We start from the raw sequence: 24,518 nt of genomic DNA on the forward strand, positions 1-24,518 counted from the left end.
CGAAGCGGGTCTTCGGGCGGTTGTAAATATCAGATGGCGTGCCGATCTGGTCAGCGCGGCCGCCGTTCATCACTACGATGCGGTCGGAGATCGACATGGCCTCTTCCTGGTCGTGCGTCACGAAAACGGTGGTGATGCCAAGCTGTCGCTGGACGGCCCGGATTTCTTCCCGGAGTGAGACGCGGATCTTGGCATCGAGCGCCGATAGTGGCTCGTCGAGCAGCAACACCTGTGGTTTCGGAGCCAGTGCGCGGGCGAGTGCCACACGCTGTTGCTGCCCGCCCGACATTTCATAGGGGTAACGCTCTGCCAGATGCTCCAGCCCGATCAAGCCAAGCATTTCATGCACGCGGGTTTCAATCTGCGCCTTGTCCAACCCGGCGATCTTCAGACCAAACGCAATATTGCCGAACACATTCATGTTGGGAAACAGCGCGTATGCCTGAAACACCATGCCGATCCGCCGCTTGTTGGGGGCAAGATCGGTCACATCGCGACCGTCGATCATGATCTTGCCGGAAGTCGGCGTCTCAAACCCGGCGATCATCCGCAGCACCGTGGTTTTGCCGCAGCCTGATGGACCTAAAAACGAGATGAACTCGCCCTTTTCTACGTTCAGATCGAAACCTTTGACGACCGCGTTTGAGCCGAACGTCTTGGTAGCGCCAGTGATCGACAGGAAGCTCATGCTCTGGTCCTTTGGGCGGATGAGAAGGGCAAGCGTGGGAACCAGCGCTGTCCGGGTTTTTTGGTCGCGAAGATTTGCATTAACATCATGCAGGCCCAAGTGAAGGCAAACGACATCACCGCAAGCGCTGCGGGCTCATAGGCGCGGTCTTGGCCGAGTTGCACCAGATATGGGCCAAACGCCGGGCGGTTCAGCAGGCTTGCCAGCACGAACTCACCCAGCGAGATCGAAAACGTCAGGAACGCGCCAGAGATAATTGCCGCACGCACATTGGGAAAGATCACGAAGATGATGGTGCGGAAGCGCGAGGCACCAAGGCTTTCGGCGGCTTCGGTCAGCGTCGCAATGTCGATCACCGCCATGCCATTATCGACCGCGCGGAACATATAGGGCATCGACATCACGACATAGCCGAGTACTAGCAAAACATCGGTGCCTTGAGTGCTGCCCGTTAGCGGAAGCCAAGAATTTGAGCCGAACAGCCGGATGTAGCCGAACACCAACACCACCGGCGGCACGATCAGCGGCAGCAGGCTGATAAACTCCACCACCGGGCGGAGTTTTGGTATCTTCAACCGCACCCAGTAGGCAGTTGGCACGATGATAACCGCGCCCATCACAATCGCCAGCAACGAGGCGACGGTAGAATATCCGATGGTCGCTAGGAACTCGGGGCTGTTCAGGACGGAGCGGTAGGCGGCAAAGCTTAACTCTCCACGCGTCATTCGGAGAGAGAAGTAAAAGGTGGCGATCAGCGGCACCAGAAAATACGAGGCGGCGATGAATGCCGTTATGGCGGCAGCAAATGGAAAAGATTTTTTCATTTCTGCCACCGTTCGGCGCGATTGCGCAGGATTAGGTAGAGAGTGTTCGACGCCCCCATGATCACCACCATCCCAAGCGCCAGCGCATATCCGAGGTTGGGATTATAGAGAACGTTGCCCCTGATCTGCTGGAACAGCACGATTGGCACCACGTCAAAACCGGACCCCATCAGCGCATAAACCGTGGCAAGAGTGCCAAAAGCGTTGGCAAACAGTAGCAGGAAGCAACCGAGGATGGTTGGCGCCAGCACGGGCAGGCCGACCATTTGCCAATATTGCCGACGGGTGGCGCCCAAAATCTCAGCCGCCTCGCGCCACTCGGACTTAAGCCCATCCAACGCCGGGGCGATGATCAGGAACATCAGCGGAAGCTGGAAATAAAGATAGACCAGCAACAGCCCGACAAAGGAAAACAGATCAAAACCCGCTGCATAGAGGTTGAAGCCGAACAGATCGCGCAGCAGGACGGTGACCAGCCCAAGGCGGCCCAATGTGGCGATAAAGGCGAACGCCAGCGGCACTCCGGCGAAGTTTGAGGCGACACCCGAGAATGTGGTGAACGCATTGCGCACCCAAGACGGCAATCCACCTAAGATCACAGCGTGGCCCAGCAACAATCCGGCGACCGCGCCCATTAGCGCCGAAAGTATGCTGAGGCGGATCGACAGCGAAAAGCTGGCAACGATGTTGGGGCTGCCAAGGGCGATCATGTTGTCAAAGGTGAACGCGCCTTCGGCATTCTGAAACGCACCTGTCACCAGATACAGCACCGGGCCGATCAGAAACAGCAAGGTGAACAGGAAGAATGGCGCGACGCCGAGCCAGCTCCAGTTCAACGACCTGATGGATGGCACGGATGGCCGAGGTGCGCGTAGTTCCGCGCGGGTTGCGCTTGCGTCGAGTGTCATTGCTAAGCCCTTTGGCGGGTGCAAGAAAATGCGGATGCCGGCAGAGCGCCGGCATCCTTTGTCAGACCGAGTGGATCAGTTTGCGCCCATTTCGGTGGCCCAAGTATCCGCAACCACGGCTTTGGCTGCGGCTTGCTCGTCCAATGTTGGGAAGATCGCTTTGGCATAAGCCTCAGCCGCTGGCAGTTTTGCCATCATATCAGCCGGGATCACGCCGCGCGAAACCATGTCGTTGAAGCGGATCGGGTGGCAGTAGCCCGAAAGCCAGCCAAGCTGACCTTCATCCGAGTAGATGTATTCCATCCACAGCTTTGCCGCGTTCGGGTGCGGCGCATAGGCCGAGATCGCTTGCACATAGACGCCCGCGATCACGCCGTCGGACGGGATCACCACATCCATCGGCGGGTTGCCAGCCAGCTTGTCGCGCATCGCCAGAACGTTGTAGTCCCAATCCATCATGATCGGCGTGGTGCCTTGCGCGAAGTTTTGCGCCGAGCCGCCAACGTCCACAAAGTTGCCGCTTTCTTTCAGCGCCTTCAGATAGCCAATGCCCGCCGTTGCGGTATCAGCACCACCTTTGCCGCCCATCGCCGTTCCGGCCGCATAAAGCGACATGATCGAGCTGTTGCCGGTGCGCGGATCGCCGGGGATTGCGACCATGTTGGCGTATTTCGGGTCTTTCAGATCGGCAAAGCTGGTGGGTGCGGCATCGGTCACGACGTCTTTGTTCACAGCCACAGCCAGAACGCCGTAATAGTCGCCATACCAGAAACCATCGGCGTCTTTTGCCGAGTCGGGGATCGAATCCCAGACTGAAACTTTATAGGATTGGATCAGGCCATCGGCCTTTGCAGCCGGGCCAAACGACAGGCCAACGTCGATGACGTCGGGCGCTTGCGGGCCAGTGTTGTCTTTGTTTGCCTTGATGGCTTCGATCTCGTCACCGGAACCTGCGTTTGGGTTCAACTCATTGACCGCAATGCCATATTTCGCCTTGAATCCTTCGATTACGGCACCATAGTTGCACCAGTCATGCGGCAAAGCGATGGTTGTCAACGTGCCCTCGGCCTTCGCCGCAGCAATCAGCGCGTCCATGTCGAAAGCCTGCGCCTGAACAGCGCCGATCGAGGCCGCCGAGAGGGCAGTCGTCATGCAGAGTGTTTTCAGAATGTTCGATGTCATGTCATTTTCCCAGTGAAACGCCCGCTCAATGTCCGGGTGATATTCGCACTGCTTAGGGTTTTCATGTTGCGGTTCTGTGACAGCTTTCGAGCAGTCGGAATGTTTCTGAAAACCAATTGCTGGTTTGCCATCCGATTGTCCGGGTCGCCATGATCGAGCGGAGGTGATGGGGTTCTCTTTCTTCGCGATTGGCCGATGACGGCATGGCGATTATGCAAGCCTGATGCGCCTCATACTGCTCGCTTATCCTCAAAGCAGATGAGCCGCACCGATATGCTGAGATTTTGCACGCTCGCCCGCGTCGATCTTTACGCGCTTTTTACGCCAATCCGCTGCCTTCGACATATCCGCTTCACGCGAAGATCGGGCACAAATGCCGGGTCAACTCCGGAGAAAGCTATGTCCGATCTCATCTATCTATCCCTGACTTTTGCCGCGTTTGGCGGCTTTGCAGTGCTTATCCGCATCCTAGACCGTCTGTGAGGAAATCATGTTCGACCTGATCCTTGGCCTTGCCGTTGCGGCGGGGCTGTTCGTTTATCTCGGGGTGGCGCTGATCGCCCCCCATCGTTTTTAGGGGTATGTTATGACCCTAATCTCTTACGTTTTATACTTCGCTGTGCTGACAGCACTTGGCCTTGGCCTTGCGGTCTGGATGCGCTGCGTATTCGAAGCCCGCATCCCGGCTTTGGCTTGGGTAGACCGTATCGTGCTGCGCAGCGCAGGGGTGAACCCTGATCGTCAGATGAGTTGGACTGCCTATGCGATGGCGGTGCTTGCGTTTAACCTTGCTGGTTTTGTTCTGCTTTATGCCCTGCTGCGCTTGCAAGGTTATCTGCCGCTTAACCCCGATGGCATTGGCGCGATGTCGCCTGACCTTGCGTTCAACACCGCTGTCAGCTTTGTAACCAACACCAATTGGCAAGCTTACTCCGGTGAGGCGCAACTTTCTTACCTCAGCCAAATGGCCGGGCTGACGGTGCAGAACTTCGTTTCGGCCGCCAGCGGCATGGCGGTCGGCGTCGCGGTGATCCGGGGCTTTACCGGCCCGAAAGATGGCGGTCTCGGCAATTTCTGGGCCGATATGACCCGCGCTACCCTCTGGATTCTGCTGCCACTTTCCATCGCGCTGGCGCTGTTTCTAGCCGCCCAAGGTGTGCCGCAAACCCTGCTGGGCGCGGTCAAGGCCACAGGGTTGGAAGGTGCTGAACAGATCATCGCACGCGGGCCGGCCGCGGCGCAGATTGCCATTAAACAGCTTGGCACCAACGGCGGCGGCTTTTTCGGTGTGAATTCGGCGCATCCGTTTGAGAATCCGACGATTGCCTCGAACATCGCGCAATGCCTGTCGATCCTGCTGATCCCGGTGGCATTTTGCTTCCTGTTCGGCAGCATGGCCCGCGACCGTCGCCAAGGCTGGGCGATCTTCGCGGCTATGGGCATCATGCTGCTGGCTGGTGTTGCCGTGATCCATTTCTATGAGGTCGCAGGTAACTCCAACCTCGGGATCGGCGCCAATATGGAGGGCAAAGAGGCACGCTTTGGCGCGATGCTATCCTCGCTTTGGGCGGCGTCCACGACGGCGGCCTCGAATGGCTCGGTCAACGCGATGCATGACAGCTTTATGCCGCTGTCGGGCATGGTGATGATGGTGTTCATGCAGATCGGCGAAGTGATCTTCGGCGGCGTCGGTTCGGGCCTGTATGGTATGCTGCTCTATTGCATCATCGCGGTGTTCTTGGCTGGGCTGATGGTGGGGCGCACGCCGGAATATCTTGGCCGCAAGATCGAAGCGCGTGAGGTGACGCTCGCGGTGATCGGCTTCCTGTCAATGCCACTGGGTATTCTGGTGGTCGGAGCCTTCGCCTCAACCCTGCCCAGCGCCTTGGCCGCCATTCAAGACCCCGGCCCGCATGGCTTTAGCGAAGTGCTTTACGCTTATTCCAGCGCGACGGGCAACAACGGCTCGGCCTTTGGTGGCTGGGGGGCATCGCTGCCTTGGCACACCACCGCCATCGGTCTGGTGATGATCCTCGGGCGCTATGCGATGATCATTCCGGTGTTGGCGATTGCAGGTTCGCTGTCGCGCAAGACCAAGGCCGAGGCGACCGCGGGGACTTTCCCGACACATGGGCCGCTGTTCGTCACCCTGCTGATCCTGACCGTGCTGATCCTTGGCGCGCTCACCTTCTTTCCTGTGCTGGCACTCGGACCGATTGCGGAAGAAACCGCTCGTGTCGCTGGCCAGAGCTTTTAAGGACTTGAAATCATGTCTAACTCTATCCCAACAGCAACCCTGCGCGATCTGGCACCCGCAGCTTTGCGCCAAACCTTCGTCAAGCTTGACCCGCGTGGACTTGCCCGCAACCCGGTGATCTTCACTACGGCGGTCGTCGCGCTGATGACCACTATCCTCGCGCTGCGTGATATTGGCGGCGGCACGGTCGGTGGCTGGCAGGCGCTGCATATCTCGGTCTGGCTGTGGCTGTGCGTGCTATTCGCCAACTTCGCCGAGGCTTTGGCGGAGGGTCGTGGCAAGGCTCGCGCCGATACGCTGCGCGCGACCAAAACCATCGGTATGGTAAAACGGCTGGAGGGGCCGCAGAGCGCCTTCGACGTGGCCTTGCTCACACCGATTGACGAGTTGCAGGCGGGTCAGTTCGTGCTGGTTGAGGCTGGCGATGTGATACCGACCGATGGCGAGGCCGTGCGCGGCGTGGCCTCGGTCAACGAAAGTGCAATCACCGGCGAAAGTGCCCCGGTGATCCGTGAGGCTGGCGGCGATCGGTCTTCGGTGACGGGCGGCACGACGGTGGTGTCAGATTGGCTGGTGCTGCGGATCACCGCCGAGCCGGGCAAAAGCTTCATGGACCGCATGATCGCTTTGGTTGAAGGTGCCGAGCGGCAAAAGACTCCGAACGAGATCGCTTTGAACATCCTTCTCGCCGGGCTGACGCTGATCTTCCTGTTCGTCGTCGTCACCCTGCCCGCCTTCGCCAGCTTTGCCGGATTGAAGATTCCGGTCGTCGTGCTTGGCGCTTTGTTCGTCACGCTGATCCCGACGACCATCGGCGGCTTGCTGTCGGCGATCGGCATCGCCGGTATGGACCGTTTGGTGAAGTTTAACGTCATCGCCAAATCGGGCCGCGCTGTTGAGGCGGCAGGCGACGTCGATACGCTGCTGCTGGATAAAACTGGCACCATCACCTTCGGCAACCGTATGGCCGACGCGCTGATCCCTGCTCCGGGTGTCGATATGGCGACCTTGGCCGAGGCGGCGTACCTCGCCTCCCTCGCCGACGAGACGCCGGAGGGCCGCTCGATTGTCGAGAAAGCCCGCTCGCTGCTGGGCCGCGACCTTGCCCAGCCGGAAGGCTCCACCCCGGTCGAGTTTACCGCGCAAACCCGGCTGTCCGGGCTTGATCTGGCCGACGGCACCTTCCTGCGCAAAGGTGCGATTGACGCGGTGGTGCGTTTGACTGCGCAAGTTCCCGCCCCGGCGCTGGCACAGGAGATTGATGCTATTGCGCGCTCGGGCGGCACCCCGCTGCTGGTATCCAGCGGTTTTACGATCTTGGGTGCGGTGCATCTGAAAGACGTGGTGAAACCCGGCGTGCGCGAACGTTTCGCCGAGCTGCGCGCTATGGGTATCCGCACCGTGATGATTACCGGGGACAACCCACTGACCGCCGCTGCGATTGCTGCCGAAGCTGGTGTGGACGATTTTCTTGCCGAAGCTACGCCCGAGATGAAGCTCGACTTGATCAAGCGCGAGCAATCCGGGGGCCGCTTGGTCGCAATGTGCGGTGACGGATCGAACGACGCGCCTGCTTTGGCGCAAGCCGATGTTGGCGTTGCTATGAATGCAGGCACTCCGGCCGCTAAGGAGGCCGCCAACCTGATCGACCTCGATAGCGACCCCACCAAGCTGATCGAGATCGTGATGGTTGGGAAGGAGTTGCTGATCTCACGCGGTTCGCTAACCACATTTTCTATCGCCAACGACGTAGCGAAGTATTTTGCCATTCTGCCCGCGATGTTTGTCACCGCCTATCCCGGCCTTGGCGTGCTGAACATCATGGGACTCGCTTCGCCCAACTCGGCGATTTTGTCGGCTGTGATTTTCAACGCGCTGATCCTGATTGCCCTCGTGCCACTGGCTTTGCGCGGCGTGAAATACACCCCGTCTTCTGCGGCGGTGCTGCTGCGTCGCAATCTGCTGATTTATGGCTTGGGCGGCCTGATCGTTCCCTTCATCGGCATCAAGGCGATCGACCTCGCCTTGGTTGCTCTCAATCTGGCATAGGAGGTTCCAATGCTTACCCATCTTCGTCCTGCAATCACCCTGACGCTTGGCTTCACCCTGCTGACTGGCCTCGCCTATCCCTTCGCGATTACCGGGGCCGCACACGTACTGTTTCCCGCAGAGGCCATTGGCAGCCTGATTGAGAAGGATGGCGTGGTGATCGGCTCTGCCCTGATCGCGCAATCGTTTGTCGGAGCAGGCTATTTGCACCCGCGCCCCTCAGCTTCTAACTATGGCGCGACGCCTTCTGGTGCTTCAAATCTGGGGCCGACCAATGCGGCGCTGATCGCCAGCGTTGCCGAACGTCGGGCCGCCTACACCGCGGAAAACAGCGCGGAAGCCCCGATTGATGCCGTTACCACGTCGGCTTCTGGGCTTGACCCGGATGTCAGCCCGGAAAACGCCCTTGCCCAAGCGGCACGGATCGCCACTGCGCGCGGCGTTGATCGCGGAGCCGTGCTAGCTCTGATTACCAAACAAACCAAATCGCCGTTGTTGGGGCTGTATGGCGAGCCTACGGTAAATGTGCTGCAAACCAATCTGGCGCTTGACGCGGAGTTTCCGATGCCACTCGTTGGCGGTTAAGGGAGCCGCCGATGAAGCCTGTTGCCGATCCTCGACCTTCTCCGGCTGCCTTGCTGGAACGCGCCAACCGGGAAGGTCGCGGGCGGTTGAAGATTTTCATCGGCGCGGCTCCGGGGGTGGGTAAAACCTGGGCGATGTTGGATGACGGCCATCGCGAATGGGCTAAGGGCGTCGATGTAGTGGCGGCGGTGATTGAAACCCACGGGCGGGCGGAAACCGAGGCGAAACTGGCGGACCTGCCGCTGCTGCCGCGCAAGCCGGTGCTGTATAAGAACCGCGCTTTGACCGAGATGGACCTTGACGCGCTGCTCGCCCGCCACCCCACCTTGGCGCTGATTGATGAGTTAGCGCATACCAATGCGGAAGGCGGGCGGCACGAAAAACGCTGGCAGGATGTCGCCGAGGTGCTGGCAGCAGGCATCGACGTCTATACCACGCTGAACATCCAACACATTGAGACCCTCAACGAAACTGTGGCCCGCATCACGGGGGTCCGGGTGCGCGAGACCGTGCCCGATCAGGTATTGGAACTCGCCGATGAGATAGAGTTAATTGATCTTCCGCCAGATGAACTGCTCGAACGCTTGAAGGCGGGGAAGATTTATCCGCAGGATCAGGCGGCTCGCGCGATAAACTCGTTCTTTATCAAAGGCAACCTGACGGCCCTGCGCGAACTCGCGATGCGGACTGCCGCTGACCGGGTCGATGCGCAACTGCGCGAGCACATGGCTGCCAATGCCATCGAAGGCCCATGGCCGACGCAAGAGCGTATTTTGGTGTGCCTGAACGACAGCCCTGCCGCGCGCGAAGCGATTCGGGTTGCGAAACGCTCGGCAGATCGCGCTCGGGCCGACTGGATCGCGGTGAATGTCACCTCGGCTCGCCAGCATGACTTTGGCGAAGCCCAGCGCGACCGAATTTCCACGGCGCTGCGTCTCGCCGAACGTTTGGGTGCCGAAGTTGCAACAATAGAGGCCGAACAAGACACCGCCAGCGCGATTTTGTCTTATGCCCGAGCACGCAATGTGCGCCGTATCATCGTAGGCTATCCCCGTCGCAGATCGGTATTGACGCGCTGGCTGCATGAAGACGTCGTGCAAAATTTGATGCGGCGCGCCGGGTCGTTTGAGATCACAGTCGCCTCGCAACTTGATGCGCAGCTGGATCCGACCCGCACGCTAACGCCTTTACAAAGGCCAACACGGCGCGGCTTGATTGAGGCGGCGGGGATTACAGTCTTGGCTAACGCAGCCGCAGTATTGGCGGATAATCTGTTCCCGGTCGCCTCGCTGTCGCTGATCTTTATGACCGCAGTGATTATTGTCGCATCACGTCAGGGCAATTTTCCGGCAATCGTGGCCTCCATCTTGGGATTTTTCTCGTTTGATTTCTTTTTCGTCGATCCCCGCTTCGATTTTACCATCACCGACCGCAGCGAGGTTCTGACCCTAGGACTATTTCTTGTTGCCTCGCTGATTACCGGCAACTTAGCGGCACGGTTGCGCCACCGCGCAACCGTGCAGGCCGAGATTTCGGAGCGCACCAATAAGCTTTACGATTTCAGCCGGAAGGTCGCTGCGGCTTCGCAGAAAGATGATCTTATTTGGGCGGTGGTCAGCCATGTTGCGGTGACGTTGCGCTGCGAAAGTCTTTTGCTTATGCCGAATGCATCCGAAACGCTGCAGATCGTCGGCGGTTTTCCCCCGGAAGATCAGTTGGACGTGCGCGACCAGATGGCGGCGCAATACACTTGGGACAAGGGCGAGGCTGCTGGCCGCGGCTCCAACACCCTGCCGACGGCGCGGTGGTATTTTATGCCGCTTAAAACCACCACGCGGCGGTTTGGGGTTTTGGGCATTGCGTTCGACGATGACGGCGCGTTGCTAAGGCTTGATCCTCGGTTGATGGAAGCGTTGAGCGACCAAATCGTGCTGGCATTAGAGCGGCTCGGTCTGACCGAAGATCTTGCGGCTACTCGGCTGGCGACCGAAACTGAGCGCCTGCGCAGCGCGCTTCTGTCATCGGTCAGTCACGACTTGCGCACGCCGCTTGTCACCATTATCGGCGCGGCAGGTAGTTTGACCGACCCGGAAGGTCTGCCCGAAGCCAGCCGCCGCGAACTCGCCGAACTCATCCGCGAGGAAGGTGAGCGGCTGGATCGGTATGTGCAAAACCTGCTCGACATGACTCGGCTCGGCCACGGCGCGCTGCGCCCGAAACTTTCTGCCGTAGATCTCGCCGAGGTTGTAGGATCAGCGCGGCACAGGATGCGGGCAATTCTGCGACTGCATCCGCTGACGACAGACCTGCCCGAAACGTTGCCACCAGTCCAGGCCGATCCGGTGTTGCTGGAACAAGTGCTGTTCAATATCATCGACAACGCCGTCAAATATTCGCCCGAAGGCAGCGAAATCAGCCTATCCGCCAAAACCAATGGCAGCTTGCTGACCTTGACCATCGCCGACAGTGGCCCCGGTATTCCGCTGGAAGACCGCGACCGAATTTTTGAGATGTTCTACCGGGTTGAGGGGGGTGATCGGCAACGCGCAGGCACCGGCTTAGGATTGGCGATCTGCAAGGGACTGATCGAATCCATGGGCGGCAGCATCCGCGCCGAAGCCACATGGCCAAACGGCACGGGCACGCGTATCGTGATGACGCTGCAAATCCATGCCCCCGCGGCCATCACTTGATATTTGAAAGCCTGCATGACCGCCGCCCGCATCCTAGTCATCGACGACGAAGCCCCGATCCGCCGCTTTCTGCGGGTAGCCCTGGAATCCGATGGCCATAGCGTGCTGGAGGCCGCCACCGCCCGCGAAGGACTGCTCGCGGCCGCCCGAGAAACCCCGGCGATGCTGATCCTTGACCTTGGCCTGCCCGATGCGGACGGTCTGTCTGTGCTGCGCGACCTGAGGGGATGGAGCGCGATGCCGGTGTTGATCCTATCCGTGCGCTCGGATGAGGCTGGCAAGGTCGCGGCGCTGGATGCGGGCGCACAGGATTACGTCGTCAAACCGTTCAGCGTCAAAGAACTGCTTGCCCGCGTGCGCAGTCTTTTGCGCGACCGCAACCCAACCGAAGCCGTTCCCGCCGTGATTGACGCAGGTGATTTGCGTATAGACGCCGCCCTGCATCACGTCACACAAGCCGGCACCGCCTTGCATCTGACCCGACGTGAATTTGACATGCTCTGGATGCTCGCCTCCAATTCCGGGCGGTTGGTCACGCAATCCATGATCTTGAGCACGCTCTGGGGTCCGGCCCATGTGGAAGACAGTCAATATCTACGGGTTTTCATCCGCCAACTGCGCGCCAAACTCGGCGATGATGCCTCTAATCCGCGCTATATCGTGACGGAACCCGGCGTCGGCTATCGCTTTATCGCTGGCAATGACGCCAGTTTGGGCGATGGCTAAGTTATATACCCGCAACGTTTATTTGGATTTTCTACCCTATATCTTTGCACTCAGCAGATAAACTTTCCACCGAACTAATCTTATCGCCTACGCAAGGTGTACTATATCCGGGTGCAACATCGATTTTTCTGTTTGGCCAAAGAAAGGATTTCCCAATGCAGACCATTGGTTTCGCAGCGCATAGCGCCAGTTCGAACCTCGCTCCGTTTAATTTCACTCGTCGCGCACCACGCCCCAACGATGTGGTGATGGAAATCTTGTATTGCGGCGTATGCCACTCTGACTTGCATTGGGCGCACAATGACTGGGGCTGGACGACTTTCCCCGCTGTGCCGGGTCATGAGATTGTTGGCCGAGTGATTGAGGTTGGCGCGGCTGTTACCAAACACCAAATCGGCGATCATGTCGCGGTAGGCTGTATGGTCGATAGCTGTCAACATTGCGATCAATGTCAAAAGGGCGAGGAACAGCTTTGTCGTGAAGGTAGCACAGGCACCTATGGCGGCACAGATCGCATCACCAAAGACATGACGTACGGCGGCTATTCCAAACACCTTGTCGTCCGCGAAGAGTTTGTTTTGCGGATGCCGGACGGGCTTGATATTTCCAAGGCTGCACCGCTTTTGTGCGCTGGGATCACCACTTGGTCGCCGTTGCGCACTTGGAAAGTCGGGCCGGGTAGCCGGGTTGGTGTGATTGGGCTAGGCGGGCTTGGCCATATGGCGGTGAAACTCGCGGCGGGCCTTGGTGCGCATGTCACGGTGGTTAGCCGCACCGCAGATAAGGCCGCTGACGCCAAGGCACTCGGCGCAGCAGGGATGTTGTTATCGACGGACGCTAACGCGATGACAGATGCGGCAAATGCTTTTGATCTGATAATCGACACGGTGCCGATCAAGCACGACCTGCAACCGTATCTGCCGCTGCTGGATGTTGATGGCACGCTGGTGATCGTTGGGCAAGTTGGGCCGATGGCGGAACTCTCGACCGTGCCGCTTCTGATGGGCCGTCGCCGCATTGCAGGCTCGCCGATTGGTGGCATCCGTGAGACGCAAGAGATGTTGGACTTCTGCGCCGAAAACAACATTCTGCCCGAGGTGGAGATGATCCGCATGGACGAAATCAACGCCGCCTTCGCCCGTATGGAAAAATCCGATGTGCGCTATCGTTTCGTCGTCGATATGGCCTCGCTGCAAGCTTAATTCTGCATGGGGCGGCGAACCTTTGTCGCCCCAACAATTGGAGGAAAACCAGTATGGAAATCAAACGCAACGGCACCACACCTTCAATGCGCGGTCCGGCAGACTGGTTTAACGGCAACGTCCGCATTGATGCCTCCTTCAGTGCCGCTGCTCCAGCGCGCGCGGGTGGCGCTATTGTCACGTTCGAGCCCGGCGCGCGCACCGCTTGGCACACGCATCCTTTGGGTCAGCGGCTGATCGTCACCGCTGGTCTGGGACTTGCGCAACGCGAAGGCGGTCCGGTGGAAGAAATCCGGCCCGGCGATACGGTGTGGTTTGCTCCGGGCGAGAAACATTGGCACGGTGCGTCGCCGACCGTCGCGATGACCCATATAGCCATAGCCGAGGCATTGGATGGTAAGGCCGTCGATTGGCTCGAACACGTCAGCGATGCGGATTATCCTGCCGCGCAGCCGTGAAGTATTTGTTGCGAAAATATGCGATCAACACCATGCGGGGTTGATCGCATAACTTGTTCAAGCCGGGACAGACACAGGGGCGCGGGCATCCAGCGACGCGCTCCATAGGGTCAGGATCAGTGCGGCGGCTACCAAGATAGCTCCGACCCAGGGTGTTGCGCCTAAGCCGAGCGAAGATGCCACGACCAGACCGCCCGCCCATGCGCCGACGGCGATGCCAAGATTGAATGCCGCGATGTTGAAGGCTGATGCGGTGTCCACCGATCCGGGGCGATGAGTCTGTGCCAGTTGCACGACGTAAAGCTGCAACCCTGGCACGTTGGCGAAAGACAAAAACCCAAGCGCCGCTAGTGTGATCAGTGCCAGAACCGGGTGCGGTGCGGTGAAGGTAAACGCCAGCAACACCAGCGCCTGTGCGGCAAACAGCCAGACCAGCGCGCGGGCCGGATCACGGTTGGCCAGACGACCGCCCAAGATGTTGCCAGCCGCAATAGCCACCCCGTAAAGCATCAGGATCAGGCTGACATGACCGGGGGCAAAGCCGCTGATCTGCTCCAGAATCGCTGCAAGATAGGTGAAGGCCACGAAAGTGCCGCCATAGCCAAGCGCCGTCATCCCGTAAACCAACAGCAGACGCGGGCTGGTCAGCACGCGCGCCTGATCGGCGAGACTTGCAGGCGCTGGCCGCTCAAGGTTCGACGGCAGGAACGCGGCAATCGCCAGCAGCCCAATCACGCCCAACCCACTGACCGCCCAGAACGTCGCACGCCAGCCAAACGCCTGCCCGATCATCGTGCCTAGCGGCACTCCGGTGATGATGGCAAAGGTTAGCCCCATGAACATCAGCGCAATCGCCGACGCGCGGCGGTCTGGTGCAACCAACGAGGCTGCAATGATCGCCCCGGTGGAGAAAAACACCCCATGCGCAAACGCCGACAACACCCGGGCCACCAACAGCAGGGAGTAGTTGGAACTTAAAGCAGCGGCGGAATTGCCAAGGATAAACAGCGCCATCAGACCGAGCAACAACGGCTTCCGTGGTATCCGGCCGGTCAGCGCCGTCAGGATCGGCGCACCGAACGTCACGCCAAGTGCATAGACGCTGACGATCAGACCAGCTTGCGGCAGGCTGATGCCAAGATCGCTCGCCACAAGGGGCAACAGCCCGACGATGACAAATTCAGTGGTGCCAATCGCATAGGCTGCGATGGTCAGGGCAAGTAAGGCGAGGGGCATAGCGCAAACTCCAATTTCGGTGCGCCAGATATGCAGCATCAAGTACCGCTTGATAATCGCATGGAATGGTGGAACAATTGTGAAATAGTTTCACAGGTGAGCAATGGACAATAGGTTCGGGGAAATGGAGGTGTTCGTGCGCACTCTGGCGCATGGCAGCTTTTCAGCGGCTGCGCGCAAGCTGGGAATGACCCCCTCTGCGGTGTCAAAATTGGTGTCGCGGCTGGAGCAACGACTTGGAGCGCGGTTGCTGGTGCGATCAACTCGCACGCTGACCCCGACGCCTGAAGGTGAGGTCTATCTCGCCGAGGCACGTCGGCTGCTTGATGCGATGGACGCAATGGAAACTCGTATTGGTGAGGGCGCGCGCCTTGTGCCGCGCGGCCCGCTGCGGGTCAGCTCGTCGGTGGCGTTTGGGCAGCACTACATCCTGCCCATCGTCCCCGCGTTTCTGGCCCGCTATCCCGACATTGAGCTCGATCTTTCGCTCACCGACGAAGTGATTGACCTCTGGCAAGAGCGTGCCGATGTGGCACTGCGCGCAGGTGCGCTGCGCGACTCCACCCTGAAAGCGCGGCGTATTTTCAGCACCCCCCGCGTCATCGTGGCCAGCCCCGATTACCTGAAGCGCTATGGCGCGCCGCTGGTGCCATCTGAGCTGACCCGCCACGCCTGCCTGCGTTATAACTTTTTGAAAACGCGCGACGAATGGCCATTTCGTGATCCGTCCACCGGACAGCCGCTCATTCAGGCAATCAGCGGGCCTTTCCTGTCCAACAGCGGACCAACCGTGCGCGAAATCTGCATCGCGGGCGGCGGGCTGATGCGATCGGGTGAATACAACGTGGCACCGCATATCGCACGCGGCGCATTGGTGCCTGTTCTGCAAGACTGGGACGCCAAAGACACCGAGGTCGTCCACGCCGTTTTTGCCGACCACCCGCAACTCGCCCCCCGCATCCGCGCATTCGTGGATTTTCTGACCGTATGGCTGCCAGCACGAGATTAAGGGCGCATCTGGCGCGATTACTACACGCTTGGGTTGTATGGTTGGCAAATGTGAACTAACACTGACATGACAACTAACATGGCGCGGGCATTAATGCGCGAAGCATTCAGCCATCAGTGAGAGGTTCAAAATGGACATCAAACTTGAGGGAAGCGTCGCGCAAGCCGTCAAAGCTTCGCGCGTTCCAGCTTTCGCGACCAATCTTCGTGGCACAATCGAGTTCGCCAGTGATTCTGCAATGGCCCGTTTTGGTGCCGCTTCACGCCCTCTCGTCGGCCAGCAAATCCACGATGTACTTGACCCATCGCGCGCAGCTGCGGCATCGTCTTGGTTCGACCAAGCAATGGCCTGTGGAACTTTCGATGCAAAGCGCTCTGATACGCTGACTTCCAGATGCGACGTTTGGTCTGCCCAGTATGTTAAGGATGAAGATAACTATTTGTCCGGATTTCTTTTCCAGCAGATTTGCAACGTTGTCCCAAATCAAAACCAGTCCCTAGACGAAATTTTGCGCGACCCTGTCGCTGCGGCAGACGTTGACGAATTGATACGCAGAGAGTTGCGATGGAAGACCGCGCTTCTGAGTGCAAATCAAGGAGTGTGGGATCACGATTTCGAACTCGAGCGCCACTTTCTGTCTGACACATGGCGCGCGATGCGTGGATTGTCCAAAGACGCGGCCGCAGAAGAGACCACCGAGGATTGGTTGAAGACCATTCACCCGGACGATGTTGGCAGAGTCAAAACACAGCTCGCTTTGCAAGATGCCGGTCGGACAGACATTGTAAATTACACCTTCCGACAGCGTCATACCGAAGGCCATTGGATTTGGATTTTGAGTCGTGGACGCGTCGTGCGCCGCACTCCTACCGGAATACCCGCCCGGATCATTGGCACCGACACAGATATCAGCGATCTCAAGCTTATCGAGCAGGAGCGGACGCGTCTTGCGGGACGCTTGGGCGTAGCGATCGAAGCTGCCGAAATGGGCCAGTGGGAACTTAAGATCGAAACGGACAGCGCAATCTGGGATGAGCGTGCTCTGCAGATTTTTGGCCTACAAGATGGCTTAGCGGCTCGGCCGGAAAGCGATTGGGCAAATCTTATTCATCCCGATGATCGTGACGCCACTGTAGCGTACAATAATGCCTGTGTACGCGCGCGCAAGGATATCGCCTGCGATTACAGAGTTATTACATCGGATGGAACGGAAAAATATATCCGAACACGCGGCAAATTCGTTCCGGATGCCGAAATTGGGGATAGATACGTTGGCGTCAATCTTGACCTGACCTCGGATCATCGCAAGACGCTTGCGCTGGAATATGCACGCAGCCAGTTGGAATACGAAAGCAGGCACGACGCGCTAACCGGGCTAGCAAATCGGCGGCGTCTTGACGAAGTTTTTACCGCGGCACGAGCGGATGATACGATCAGCCACATCGGCGCAATGCATTTCGACATCGACAGGTTCAAGCAAATAAATGATAACTTTGGGCACGACGCTGGGGACGCTGCCCTAAAGTATGCTGCGTCAATCTTGAAGCGATCTATACCATCAGGCAATTTGGTTGCGCGAATCGGCGGCGACGAATTTGTCGCCCTGTACCCCCAAGCACCCCAGCCTGAGGAAATGGAAAAAATTGCGCAGGATATCATTGCCGCGTTTGGCGTACCATTTTCACATGCTGACACGAAAATCGAACTTGGCCTTAGTATCGGTTTGGCAAGGCTTGGCATCCAAGACGGACAATATGGCAACTTATTCATTTTCGCAGATGCTGCGCTTTATCAAGCGAAGCAGAATGGACGAGGGACCTTCTGTTCCTACGACCCTAGCATGAGCGAGCAAACCATCCGTCGAATTGAGCTTCAAAATGATCTGATCAGAGCATTTGAACGAAATGAATTTGTTTGTCATTATCAGCCTCAGTTCGATGCACAAACAATGAAATTGAGCGGTCTAGAGGCACTCGTGAGATGGCAAAGTCCTATTCTCGGGATTGTCATGCCAGACGATTTTCTTGGCGCCGTCAAAGAGATGGGCCTCTCAACTAAGCTGGATGAGATCGTATTTACTTCGACGTTGGCAGACATGAGGGAATGGCGCTCCAAGGGCCTGGCTCTGCCTCAGGTCTCTGTCAACATAACCGCAGCGCGCCTGGCAGATAAAAATCTGGGCGCGTGGCTTGGGAACTTGGATATACCCCCCGGTACCATCGTATTCGAACTGTTGGAATCGGTCTTCCTAGATGTGAATGACGTCATAACAAGCACGAATTTGCGCATACTTCACACCTTGGGCATAGACGTCGAGATTGATGATTTCGGAACCGGACATGCCTCTATCATCAGCTTGCTCCAGATTAAGCCTAAGCGACTGAAAATTGCTCAGGAGTTCGTTGAACCAATCGTTCGATCACACACGCGGCGCGCGCTGCTCGAAGCGATGATCTCGATAGGGAAATTGCTCAATGTGCAGGTGGTTGCCGAGGGCGTGGCAACGGCTGATCACGTTGACATTCTGCGTGATTTGCAGTGCGATTTCCTGCAGGGCTTTGGACTCGGTAAACCAATGAGTTCGTCGGATATCGGCGCCCTTCTGGCGCAGTGAACGTGAGTCTTTAGCCTATTGTACGTGATGCAGCGCTATCTTGAACAGGCCGCAGGCGCAGACTAATTTGTTGGCAAGCACGCAAAAATGGTGATCTTCTTCAACAAAGATTTGTTGGCCCTGATCTCCGGAGGTTCACATGAACGACACATATCCTGCCGATGTTGCAGACACCGCGCTTAAAGCCGATTTTGAGACCCTTTATCGGGATGGCATCGTCGGGAAAAAAGGCGCTTTCCCGCGCGAGTGGGCCGAGGCCATGCGAGAAGACATGATGACCGCTTTCTGGGCCGCGATTCAGCGGCCCCGCGGGGCGATTGGGCGAGGCCCGCGGCGGTGGTATGTCGAGATACACCCGGAAGATTTCGGGGGCTTCGTCAGCCTTGTCACCCATCCGTGGGTTGTCGGAATGGCGAAGGCGGTTTGCGGGCCGGACTATCAAATCGTTGAAATCGGGTTCGATACCCCGTTTCAGGGCGCCAAAGCCCAGCCGTGGCACCGGGACTTCCCCTCGCCTCCCGACACCTATAACGACCGTCGTATTACCTCTCTGGCCTTCAATCTGACGGGCGTGGATGTGACCCCCGACATGGGCCCCTTCGAGATCGCGCCCGGTACGCAATGGAATGATGGCCGGACGTGGAACCACGAGATGTTTCCTCCGAAAGATGTTTGGCCCGAGTTTGCTGAAAAGGCCGTCAAAAAATACCCGCAGATGGGCGATATCTCGTGTCGGTCGGCGCTGACCATGCATCGTGGCACGGCGCACGGCTCGCCAATTGCCCGACCGGTGATGGTTTTGGGCGTAGACGCCCCCGGTGCGGGCCACGCAGAGTTGCATGACATGATGGTGACGCAAAGCTACTACGATGGCTTGCCTGCCGAGGTTCGCAAGCACTTGGTCTGCCGTGTCGTGGACAAGCTGGAGCCGATAACGCAGAAGCACGACATAGAGGGTCTGGTGATGGGGGCTGAGTGAGGAGTACTCGGCTTCTCGGCGGCCAACCTGATAACTTTTTTGCAGGTGATTGGGAGACGCGCCAGGCTGGGTGCGCAGCGTCTCGTTAGTCACAGCCTTCTGTCAGGCCAATAGTTTAACCTTGCCCCCTCGTGGGCACTAAGGTGCTGGCTGCACAATACTGATCCACACTGAATACCAATTGACTGATGATTATAAGGGACGCATCCTTTGAGGACTGGCAAAAAAAATCCAATCTCTGGGAGGAGAACAGAATGAGCCTTTCCCGCCGTCATCTGCTGGTCTCGGCAGCCGTCGCTGCTGCGGCATCCGCTTTCGCCCGGGCGGCCTTCGCTCAGGCCCCCGCGCTTCCAAAAAAAGACACTTACAAGGTCGGCTTTGCGCAAACTGAAAGCAACAACCCTTGGCGTCTGGCCCAGACCAAAAGCATGCAGGACGAAGCTGCTAAGCGTGGTTGGCAAATGGTTTACACCGATGCGGCAGGCTCTGCGGCGAAGCAGGTGGCCGACGTGAACTCGATGATCGCGCAGGGCGTCGATTTGATCTTCTTGGCTCCGCGCGAAGAACTGCCTCTTATCCCCGCGATCAAGGCTGCCAAGGGCGCGAATATTCCGGTCATCCTGCTTGACCGCAATGTGGACCAGTCGCTGGCAAAGGCTGGCGAGGATTACGTGACTTTCATCGGGTCCGACTTCATTGAGGAAGGCAAACGTGTCGCGGACTGGCTGGTGGCCAATGCCGGCGGCAAGAGCAAGATCTTGCAGCTTGAGGGCACGACTGGTTCGTCGCCCGCCAATGACCGCAAAAAGGGTTTTGACGATGTGATCGCTGCGAACCCGGCTTTCACCATTCTGGCCTCACAGACCGGCGACTTCGCCCGCGATAAAGGCCGTCAGGTTGCTGAAACTTTGCTGCAAGCTCATCCTGACGCGGACATAATCTATGCGCACAACGACGAAATGGCGATCGGTGCCATCTCGGCTGTCGAGGCTGCTGGCAAGGTCGCAGGTAAAGATGTGATCATTCTCTCGATTGATGGCGGCAAGGAAATCGTTCAACTGATCGTTGACGGCAAGGTAGCCGCAGTCTGCGAGTGCAGCCCCCTGTTCGGCCCCAAGGCGTTCGATACGGCTGTAGCCTATGCGAATGGTGAGGCAATTGAAGCCAAGCTCATCAACCCCGATCGGTTCTATGACGCCACCAATGCAGCCGAAAGCCTAGCGACGGCCTATTGAGTCAAAGCAGGTGCGGTTGGCGCAAGCCCGCCGCACCTGCACGCTTCTGCGCCACGCACAGGTGTTGGTTTCCTCCACGCGGTTTAGTGCCCTTTGTCACCGCTGGGGCCATTTTGCGCAGATAGCGCCTTTAACGTCCGGAAGATCATGTCGTCACCAGTATTGTCGATGCAGTCCATCAACAAAACATTCGGCGGCATCGCTGCCCTTACCGACGCGTCGCTGCAAGTCGAACCCGGCGAGATCCATGCGCTGATCGGACAGAATGGTGCTGGCAAATCGACGCTGATCAAAGTGCTGACAGGGTATCACCAAAGAACTTCGGGCGAGGTGACGTTTGAGGGTCGTGCTTTCGAGGCCGCGTCGCCGCGCGCGGCACAAGAAGCAGGCATTAGCACGATCTATCAGGAGATTAACCTAGTACCACAACGCTCGGTGGCCGAAAACATATGTCTGGGCCGAGAGATGCGGCGCTTTGGGCTGCTCGACTGGCCAGGGATGCGGGCCGAGGCGCGGCGACTGCTGGCACGGTTCAAGCTCAGCATCGACGTCGACCAACCGTTGTCGCAACTATCGACTGCGACGCAGCAGATGGTGGCGATAGCGCGCGCCGTCGGGTTTTCGGCGCGGCTTGTGATTATGGACGAGCCGACCTCATCGCTTGACGACCGTGAGGCGCAAGTGCTGTTTACGGTGATCCGCGGGCTGAAAGCCGAGGGGATTTCGGTGCTATTCGTAAGTCATAAACTTGATGAATTGTACCAGGTCTGTGACCGCGTCACGATTATGCGTGACGGGCGCACCGTGCAGGTGTCTCGCATCGACGAGACCGACAAGCTGACTCTGGTCTCGACCATGCTCGGCCGTGATGTCGCACGCACGGAAGGCCGCACGACAGGATTTGGCGCGCCGTCACGTGCCCCCGGTGAAATTGTTCTGCGGGCCAACGGCCTGTCGGACGGACGCCACGTACGCCGGGTTGATCTTGAGATGGCCGAGGGCGAGATCGTCGGGCTTACGGGTCTTCTAGGCTCGGGTCGGTCGGAAACTGCGCGGCTGATCTTCGGTGACACACAGACGCTTTCGGGCACTATGAGCGTAGCGGCGCGTCCCTATCACCCCAGTCAACCCGCCGATGCAATCCGCGCAGGGATGGGGTTTTGCACCGAAGATCGCAAAATCGAGGGCATCGTGCCTGATATGAGCGTGGCCGACAACATGATGCTGGCGTTGCGCCCAACGCTTGGTCGCAGCGGAATCGTTGACGAGGCCAGATATCGTCAGATCGTCACGCACTTCATCGCGGCGCTCGGGATCAAGTGCACTGGCCCAAGCCAGAAAATCCGCGAACTCTCTGGCGGCAATCAGCAGAAGGTGTTGCTTGCGCGCTGGCTGGCGATGTCGCCACGCCTTCTTATCTTAGACGAGCCGACGCGCGGTATTGATGTCGGTGCCAAAGATGAGATTCAGCGGCTTATCCGGTCCTTGGCCAATGACGGGCTGGCGGTTCTAATGATCTCGTCCGAGCTCGAGGAAGTGGTCGAAGGAGCCGATCGAGTCTTTGTGCTGCGCGAGGGCCTGAGCGTGGCCGATCTGCCGCGCGACGGTCTGACCGAGGCGGCCGTGTTGAGTGCGATGGCACACGGTGTCGGGCATGACTGATCGGTCGGGTGTAAGCCTTTTGCTGGCGCGGTATGGCACTGCGCTCGCGCTGGTGGTGCTGCTGGCGTTCAATTTCGCGGTCACCCCTAATTTCGCGACATGGCAGACGCTGAACGTCAACCTCACGCAGGTTTCTACCATCGTAATTGTAGCCGTCGGCATGACTCTGGTTATCGCGACGGGTGGAATCGACCTGTCGGTCGGCTCGCTGATGGCAATCTCGGGGGCGCTTGCTCCGATGATCTTTCTGGGAAACCTCGTCGGGATCGGTGGAATCCCTGTGGCCGTGGCGGTTGCAATGTTCGTCGCGGTGGCTGCAACGACTTTGCTGGGAGCGTTCAACGGCTGGCTGATCGCGCGGTATCGCATCCAGCCTATCGTGGCCACGCTGGTCTTGTACATTGCCGGCCGCGGCATTGCCCAGGTGATGACCAATGGCAATCTGCAGGTGTTCAAGCTGCCGGAGTTTCAATGGATCGGCCTGAGCCGCCCCTTCGGCATTCCGGCGCAGGTCATCGTGATGCTGTTCATCGTGACGCTGGCGGCTTGGATGCTGGCCCGCACCAACTTTGGTCGTCAGTTGCTGGCGATCGGTGGCAACGAACGCGCCGCGCGTCTGTCTGGCATTGCCACTGGACGGATCAAAATCGCGGTCTACGCAATCTCGGGCGCGCTGGCAGGCTTGGCTGGGCTGGTGGTGATCGCCATCAACTCTGCATCGGATGCCAATCTGGTCGGCATGGGCATGGAGCTTGACGCAATCGCCGCTGTGGCCGTTGGAGGAACGCTGCTTAGCGGCGGCCGTGCCACGATCATTGGCACCCTCTTGGGCGCGCTGGTCATTCAACTGGTGCGCTACACGTTGCTTGCCAACGGTGTGCCCGATGCGGCGGCCCTTGTCTGCAAAGCGGCGATCATCATTGGCGCGGTCTGGTTGCAAGAGCGGGGGCGGACGGCATGAGGCGCAAAACGAATTGGGGTCAGATGCTGGCCAGCTATGGGGTTGTTTTGGCGCTTGCCGCGCTGATCCTGTTCGGCAGTCTGCGCTATGAAAACTTCTTGGGATCGTTCAACATCCTTAGCGTGCTGCGCTACAATTCGATGTTTGCCCTGATTTCGCTTGGCATGTGCTTTGTCATCATGACCGGTGGGATCGACCTGTCGGTGGGGTCGGTCGCGGCGTTGGGCAGCGTCGTCGCAGCCTATGCCAGCCCCTACGGCCTCTTGCCTGGGCTGGCCGCAGGCGTGGCGGCAGGGATGCTCGCAGGCACGCTGAACGGTTTGATCATCACCCGGCTGAAAATCATGCCCTTCATCACCACGCTTGCGATGATGCTGGCAGCCAGCGGCACGGCGCTTTTGCTTGCCCGAAATCAGTCGGTGGCGGTATCCTATGCCACGGCATTCACCGAACTCGGACAAGGCAACCTGCTCGGTCTGCCGGTTCCCGCACTGATTGGTGCATTTGCTTATTTGGTCGGATCCGTGGTCCTTAACCTCACGAGTTCGGGCCGGGCGGTGCTGGCGATTGGCGGCAGCGAAGACGCTTCACGGATGATGGGCCTGCCGGTCGAACGGATTACTTTTCTGGTTTATCTGGCCTCGGGTGGCTTGGCCGGTCTTGCCGGGGTCATCCTCGCTGCCCAATTCGGGGCGGGTCAGCCGATTGAGGGTGTAGGATGGGAGTTGTTTGCCATTGCCGCAGTCGTCGTCGGTGGCACGTTGCTAACCGGAGGCGCGGGGTCGGTAGTAACCACGCTCGCCGGAGTGCTGCTGCTGGGTGTCGTATTCAACATCCTGAATTTCGAGAACGGCAAGGGCTGGATATCGCTCTCTGCATATTGGCAATCTGTGATCCGCGGCCTGTTTTTGTTGGCCGTCGTACTTCTACAGGCTCATCTTACGCACCGCGTTGCGGGTGGCCCGACGGTAGCCGACACGACCGATTCTCTGCAACCATGAAATATGACAAACGGGTCGGGCGCAGTCCATAGAACCCGGACAAGCAGGACGCTAGCATCGTAACTGCGGTAGCCCTTCACTGTGTGGTTTCCTCGGTATGAGCCCGGTGTGAGGCGTGAGGTTTCTTGTCGTCTTGGATCTTAGTTGAGTATGGCAATCAGTTTGCCTAAAGGTCAGACTCGTGCCGCCGCTCCACGTCATGGCAAAGGCAGATCGCGGCGAGTATACTAAGATGAACCCGCCATTCGC

The 24,518-nt window shown here is 58.6% G+C and carries 21 protein-coding genes; 16 read left to right on the plus strand and 5 right to left on the minus strand.

The genetic code is table 11. The features are described 5' to 3' along the window. The 4 genes from JWS10_RS18750 to JWS10_RS18765 form a co-directional block, all read right to left on the minus strand. On the minus strand, nt 1-688 hold a 688-nt coding region (locus JWS10_RS18750), incomplete at its 3' end, for an ABC transporter ATP-binding protein (protein WP_299509317.1). Continuing rightward, nucleotides 685-1,512 carry an iron ABC transporter permease gene (locus tag JWS10_RS18755; RefSeq protein ID WP_299482930.1) on the minus strand — a complete coding sequence of 276 codons (828 nt, stop codon included), beginning with the start codon at nt 1,510-1,512 and terminating at the stop codon, nt 685-687. The genes JWS10_RS18750 and JWS10_RS18755, both read right to left, overlap by 4 nt. Continuing rightward, complete coding sequence (locus tag JWS10_RS18760) at nt 1,509-2,420, minus strand: ABC transporter permease subunit (protein ID WP_299509318.1); 912 nt, start codon at nt 2,418-2,420, stop codon at nt 1,509-1,511. Before JWS10_RS18760 ends, JWS10_RS18755 begins: the two co-directional genes overlap by 4 nt. Before the next feature lie 75 nt (nt 2,421-2,495). Continuing rightward, entirely contained in the window at nt 2,496-3,602 is a 1,107-nt protein-coding gene (locus JWS10_RS18765) for an ABC transporter substrate-binding protein (protein WP_299509319.1), read from the minus strand. A gap of 258 nt (nt 3,603-3,860) precedes the next feature. Between JWS10_RS18765 and JWS10_RS18770 the strand changes: the two genes are divergently transcribed. The 9 genes from JWS10_RS18770 (at nt 3,861) to JWS10_RS18805 (ending at nt 13,572) form a co-directional block, all read left to right on the plus strand. Then, nucleotides 3,861-4,085: a hypothetical protein gene (locus JWS10_RS18770; protein ID WP_299509320.1), complete on the plus strand. Its 225-nt coding sequence runs from the start codon at nt 3,861-3,863 to the stop codon at nt 4,083-4,085. Between the two features lie 7 nt (nt 4,086-4,092). Then, on the plus strand, nt 4,093-4,179 hold the full coding sequence (gene kdpF, locus JWS10_RS21285; protein WP_054007232.1) for a K(+)-transporting ATPase subunit F: 87 nt from the start codon (nt 4,093-4,095) through the stop codon (nt 4,177-4,179). Between the two features lie 9 nt (nt 4,180-4,188). Beyond that, nucleotides 4,189-5,859, plus strand: coding sequence for a potassium-transporting ATPase subunit KdpA (gene kdpA / locus JWS10_RS18775; protein ID WP_299509321.1), 1,671 nt, complete (start codon nt 4,189-4,191; stop codon nt 5,857-5,859). 12 nt (nt 5,860-5,871) lie between these two features. Beyond that, nucleotides 5,872-7,908 (plus strand): potassium-transporting ATPase subunit KdpB, encoded by a 2,037-nt coding sequence (gene kdpB, locus JWS10_RS18780; protein ID WP_299509322.1) that lies wholly within the window; start codon nt 5,872-5,874, stop codon nt 7,906-7,908. 9 nt (nt 7,909-7,917) lie between these two features. Then, complete coding sequence (kdpC, locus tag JWS10_RS18785) at nt 7,918-8,493, plus strand: potassium-transporting ATPase subunit KdpC (protein ID WP_299509323.1); 576 nt, start codon at nt 7,918-7,920, stop codon at nt 8,491-8,493. A gap of 11 nt (nt 8,494-8,504) precedes the next feature. Beyond that, nucleotides 8,505-11,186 carry a sensor histidine kinase KdpD gene (locus tag JWS10_RS18790; protein WP_299509324.1) on the plus strand — a complete coding sequence of 894 codons (2,682 nt, stop codon included), beginning with the start codon at nt 8,505-8,507 and terminating at the stop codon, nt 11,184-11,186. A 15-nt stretch (nt 11,187-11,201) separates the two neighbouring features. Beyond that, complete coding sequence (locus tag JWS10_RS18795) at nt 11,202-11,912, plus strand: response regulator (RefSeq protein WP_299474224.1); 711 nt, start codon at nt 11,202-11,204, stop codon at nt 11,910-11,912. 155 nt (nt 11,913-12,067) lie between these two features. Beyond that, complete coding sequence (locus JWS10_RS18800; RefSeq protein ID WP_299509325.1) at nt 12,068-13,114, plus strand: NAD(P)-dependent alcohol dehydrogenase; 1,047 nt, start codon at nt 12,068-12,070, stop codon at nt 13,112-13,114. Nucleotides 13,115-13,167: 53 nt separating this feature from the next. Continuing rightward, nucleotides 13,168-13,572, plus strand: coding sequence for a cupin domain-containing protein (locus tag JWS10_RS18805; RefSeq protein WP_299509326.1), 405 nt, complete (start codon nt 13,168-13,170; stop codon nt 13,570-13,572). 57 nt (nt 13,573-13,629) lie between these two features. Here JWS10_RS18805 and JWS10_RS18810 read toward each other — a convergent pair whose 3' ends face one another. Next, a complete protein-coding gene (locus JWS10_RS18810; protein ID WP_299509327.1) occupies nt 13,630-14,808 on the minus strand; it encodes an MFS transporter in 1,179 nt (392 codons plus the stop codon). A gap of 103 nt (nt 14,809-14,911) precedes the next feature. On the opposite strand from JWS10_RS18810, the gene JWS10_RS18815 reads away from it, so the two are divergent. The 7 genes from JWS10_RS18815 to JWS10_RS18845 all read left to right on the plus strand — a co-directional run bounded on the left by JWS10_RS18815 (nt 14,912) and on the right by JWS10_RS18845 (nt 24,269). Beyond that, nucleotides 14,912-15,817, plus strand: a complete 906-nt coding sequence (locus JWS10_RS18815; RefSeq protein ID WP_299509328.1) for a LysR substrate-binding domain-containing protein — start codon at nt 14,912-14,914, stop codon at nt 15,815-15,817. Between the two features lie 130 nt (nt 15,818-15,947). Then, the gene (locus tag JWS10_RS18820) at nt 15,948-18,431 is read left to right on the plus strand and encodes a GGDEF and EAL domain-containing protein (RefSeq protein ID WP_299509329.1); all 2,484 of its coding nucleotides are present in this window, start codon (nt 15,948-15,950) and stop codon (nt 18,429-18,431) included. A gap of 139 nt (nt 18,432-18,570) precedes the next feature. Next, nucleotides 18,571-19,410, plus strand: coding sequence for a phytanoyl-CoA dioxygenase family protein (locus tag JWS10_RS18825; RefSeq protein ID WP_299474205.1), 840 nt, complete (start codon nt 18,571-18,573; stop codon nt 19,408-19,410). Between the two features lie 254 nt (nt 19,411-19,664). Continuing rightward, nucleotides 19,665-20,645, plus strand: a complete 981-nt coding sequence (locus JWS10_RS18830) for an ABC transporter substrate-binding protein (RefSeq protein WP_299474203.1) — start codon at nt 19,665-19,667, stop codon at nt 20,643-20,645. Between the two features lie 147 nt (nt 20,646-20,792). Further along, nucleotides 20,793-22,307, plus strand: coding sequence for a sugar ABC transporter ATP-binding protein (locus tag JWS10_RS18835; RefSeq protein ID WP_299509330.1), 1,515 nt, complete (start codon nt 20,793-20,795; stop codon nt 22,305-22,307). Continuing rightward, entirely contained in the window at nt 22,300-23,268 is a 969-nt protein-coding gene (locus JWS10_RS18840) for an ABC transporter permease (protein WP_299509331.1), read from the plus strand. The genes JWS10_RS18835 and JWS10_RS18840 overlap by 8 nt, the downstream gene beginning before the upstream one ends. After that, on the plus strand, nt 23,265-24,269 hold the full coding sequence (locus JWS10_RS18845; protein ID WP_299509332.1) for an ABC transporter permease: 1,005 nt from the start codon (nt 23,265-23,267) through the stop codon (nt 24,267-24,269). Before JWS10_RS18840 ends, JWS10_RS18845 begins: the two co-directional genes overlap by 4 nt. Nucleotides 24,270-24,518: the final 249 nt, after the last annotated feature.

Source organism: Cypionkella sp. (genome assembly GCF_028290025.1).
Taxonomy (GTDB): Bacteria; Pseudomonadota; Alphaproteobacteria; order Rhodobacterales; family Rhodobacteraceae; genus Cypionkella.

What these genes read in the sequence shown, in the direction of transcription:
- JWS10_RS18755 (WP_299482930.1), bottom strand. Translation starts at nt 1,512, where the DNA reads ATGAAAAAATCTTTTCCATTTGCTGCCGCCATAACGGCATTCATCGCC.
- JWS10_RS18760 (WP_299509318.1), bottom strand. Translation starts at nt 2,420, where the DNA reads ATGACACTCGACGCAAGCGCAACCCGCGCGGAACTACGCGCACCTCGG.
- JWS10_RS18765 (WP_299509319.1), bottom strand. Translation starts at nt 3,602, where the DNA reads ATGACATCGAACATTCTGAAAACACTCTGCATGACGACTGCCCTCTCG.
- JWS10_RS18770 (WP_299509320.1), top strand. Translation starts at nt 3,861, where the DNA reads ATGAGCCGCACCGATATGCTGAGATTTTGCACGCTCGCCCGCGTCGAT.
- kdpF (WP_054007232.1), top strand. Translation starts at nt 4,093, where the DNA reads ATGTTCGACCTGATCCTTGGCCTTGCCGTTGCGGCGGGGCTGTTCGTT.
- kdpA (WP_299509321.1), top strand. Translation starts at nt 4,189, where the DNA reads ATGACCCTAATCTCTTACGTTTTATACTTCGCTGTGCTGACAGCACTT.
- kdpB (WP_299509322.1), top strand. Translation starts at nt 5,872, where the DNA reads ATGTCTAACTCTATCCCAACAGCAACCCTGCGCGATCTGGCACCCGCA.
- kdpC (WP_299509323.1), top strand. Translation starts at nt 7,918, where the DNA reads ATGCTTACCCATCTTCGTCCTGCAATCACCCTGACGCTTGGCTTCACC.
- JWS10_RS18790 (WP_299509324.1), top strand. Translation starts at nt 8,505, where the DNA reads ATGAAGCCTGTTGCCGATCCTCGACCTTCTCCGGCTGCCTTGCTGGAA.
- JWS10_RS18795 (WP_299474224.1), top strand. Translation starts at nt 11,202, where the DNA reads ATGACCGCCGCCCGCATCCTAGTCATCGACGACGAAGCCCCGATCCGC.
- JWS10_RS18800 (WP_299509325.1), top strand. Translation starts at nt 12,068, where the DNA reads ATGCAGACCATTGGTTTCGCAGCGCATAGCGCCAGTTCGAACCTCGCT.
- JWS10_RS18805 (WP_299509326.1), top strand. Translation starts at nt 13,168, where the DNA reads ATGGAAATCAAACGCAACGGCACCACACCTTCAATGCGCGGTCCGGCA.
- JWS10_RS18810 (WP_299509327.1), bottom strand. Translation starts at nt 14,808, where the DNA reads ATGCCCCTCGCCTTACTTGCCCTGACCATCGCAGCCTATGCGATTGGC.
- JWS10_RS18815 (WP_299509328.1), top strand. Translation starts at nt 14,912, where the DNA reads ATGGACAATAGGTTCGGGGAAATGGAGGTGTTCGTGCGCACTCTGGCG.
- JWS10_RS18820 (WP_299509329.1), top strand. Translation starts at nt 15,948, where the DNA reads ATGGACATCAAACTTGAGGGAAGCGTCGCGCAAGCCGTCAAAGCTTCG.
- JWS10_RS18825 (WP_299474205.1), top strand. Translation starts at nt 18,571, where the DNA reads ATGAACGACACATATCCTGCCGATGTTGCAGACACCGCGCTTAAAGCC.
- JWS10_RS18830 (WP_299474203.1), top strand. Translation starts at nt 19,665, where the DNA reads ATGAGCCTTTCCCGCCGTCATCTGCTGGTCTCGGCAGCCGTCGCTGCT.
- JWS10_RS18835 (WP_299509330.1), top strand. Translation starts at nt 20,793, where the DNA reads ATGTCGTCACCAGTATTGTCGATGCAGTCCATCAACAAAACATTCGGC.
- JWS10_RS18840 (WP_299509331.1), top strand. Translation starts at nt 22,300, where the DNA reads ATGACTGATCGGTCGGGTGTAAGCCTTTTGCTGGCGCGGTATGGCACT.
- JWS10_RS18845 (WP_299509332.1), top strand. Translation starts at nt 23,265, where the DNA reads ATGAGGCGCAAAACGAATTGGGGTCAGATGCTGGCCAGCTATGGGGTT.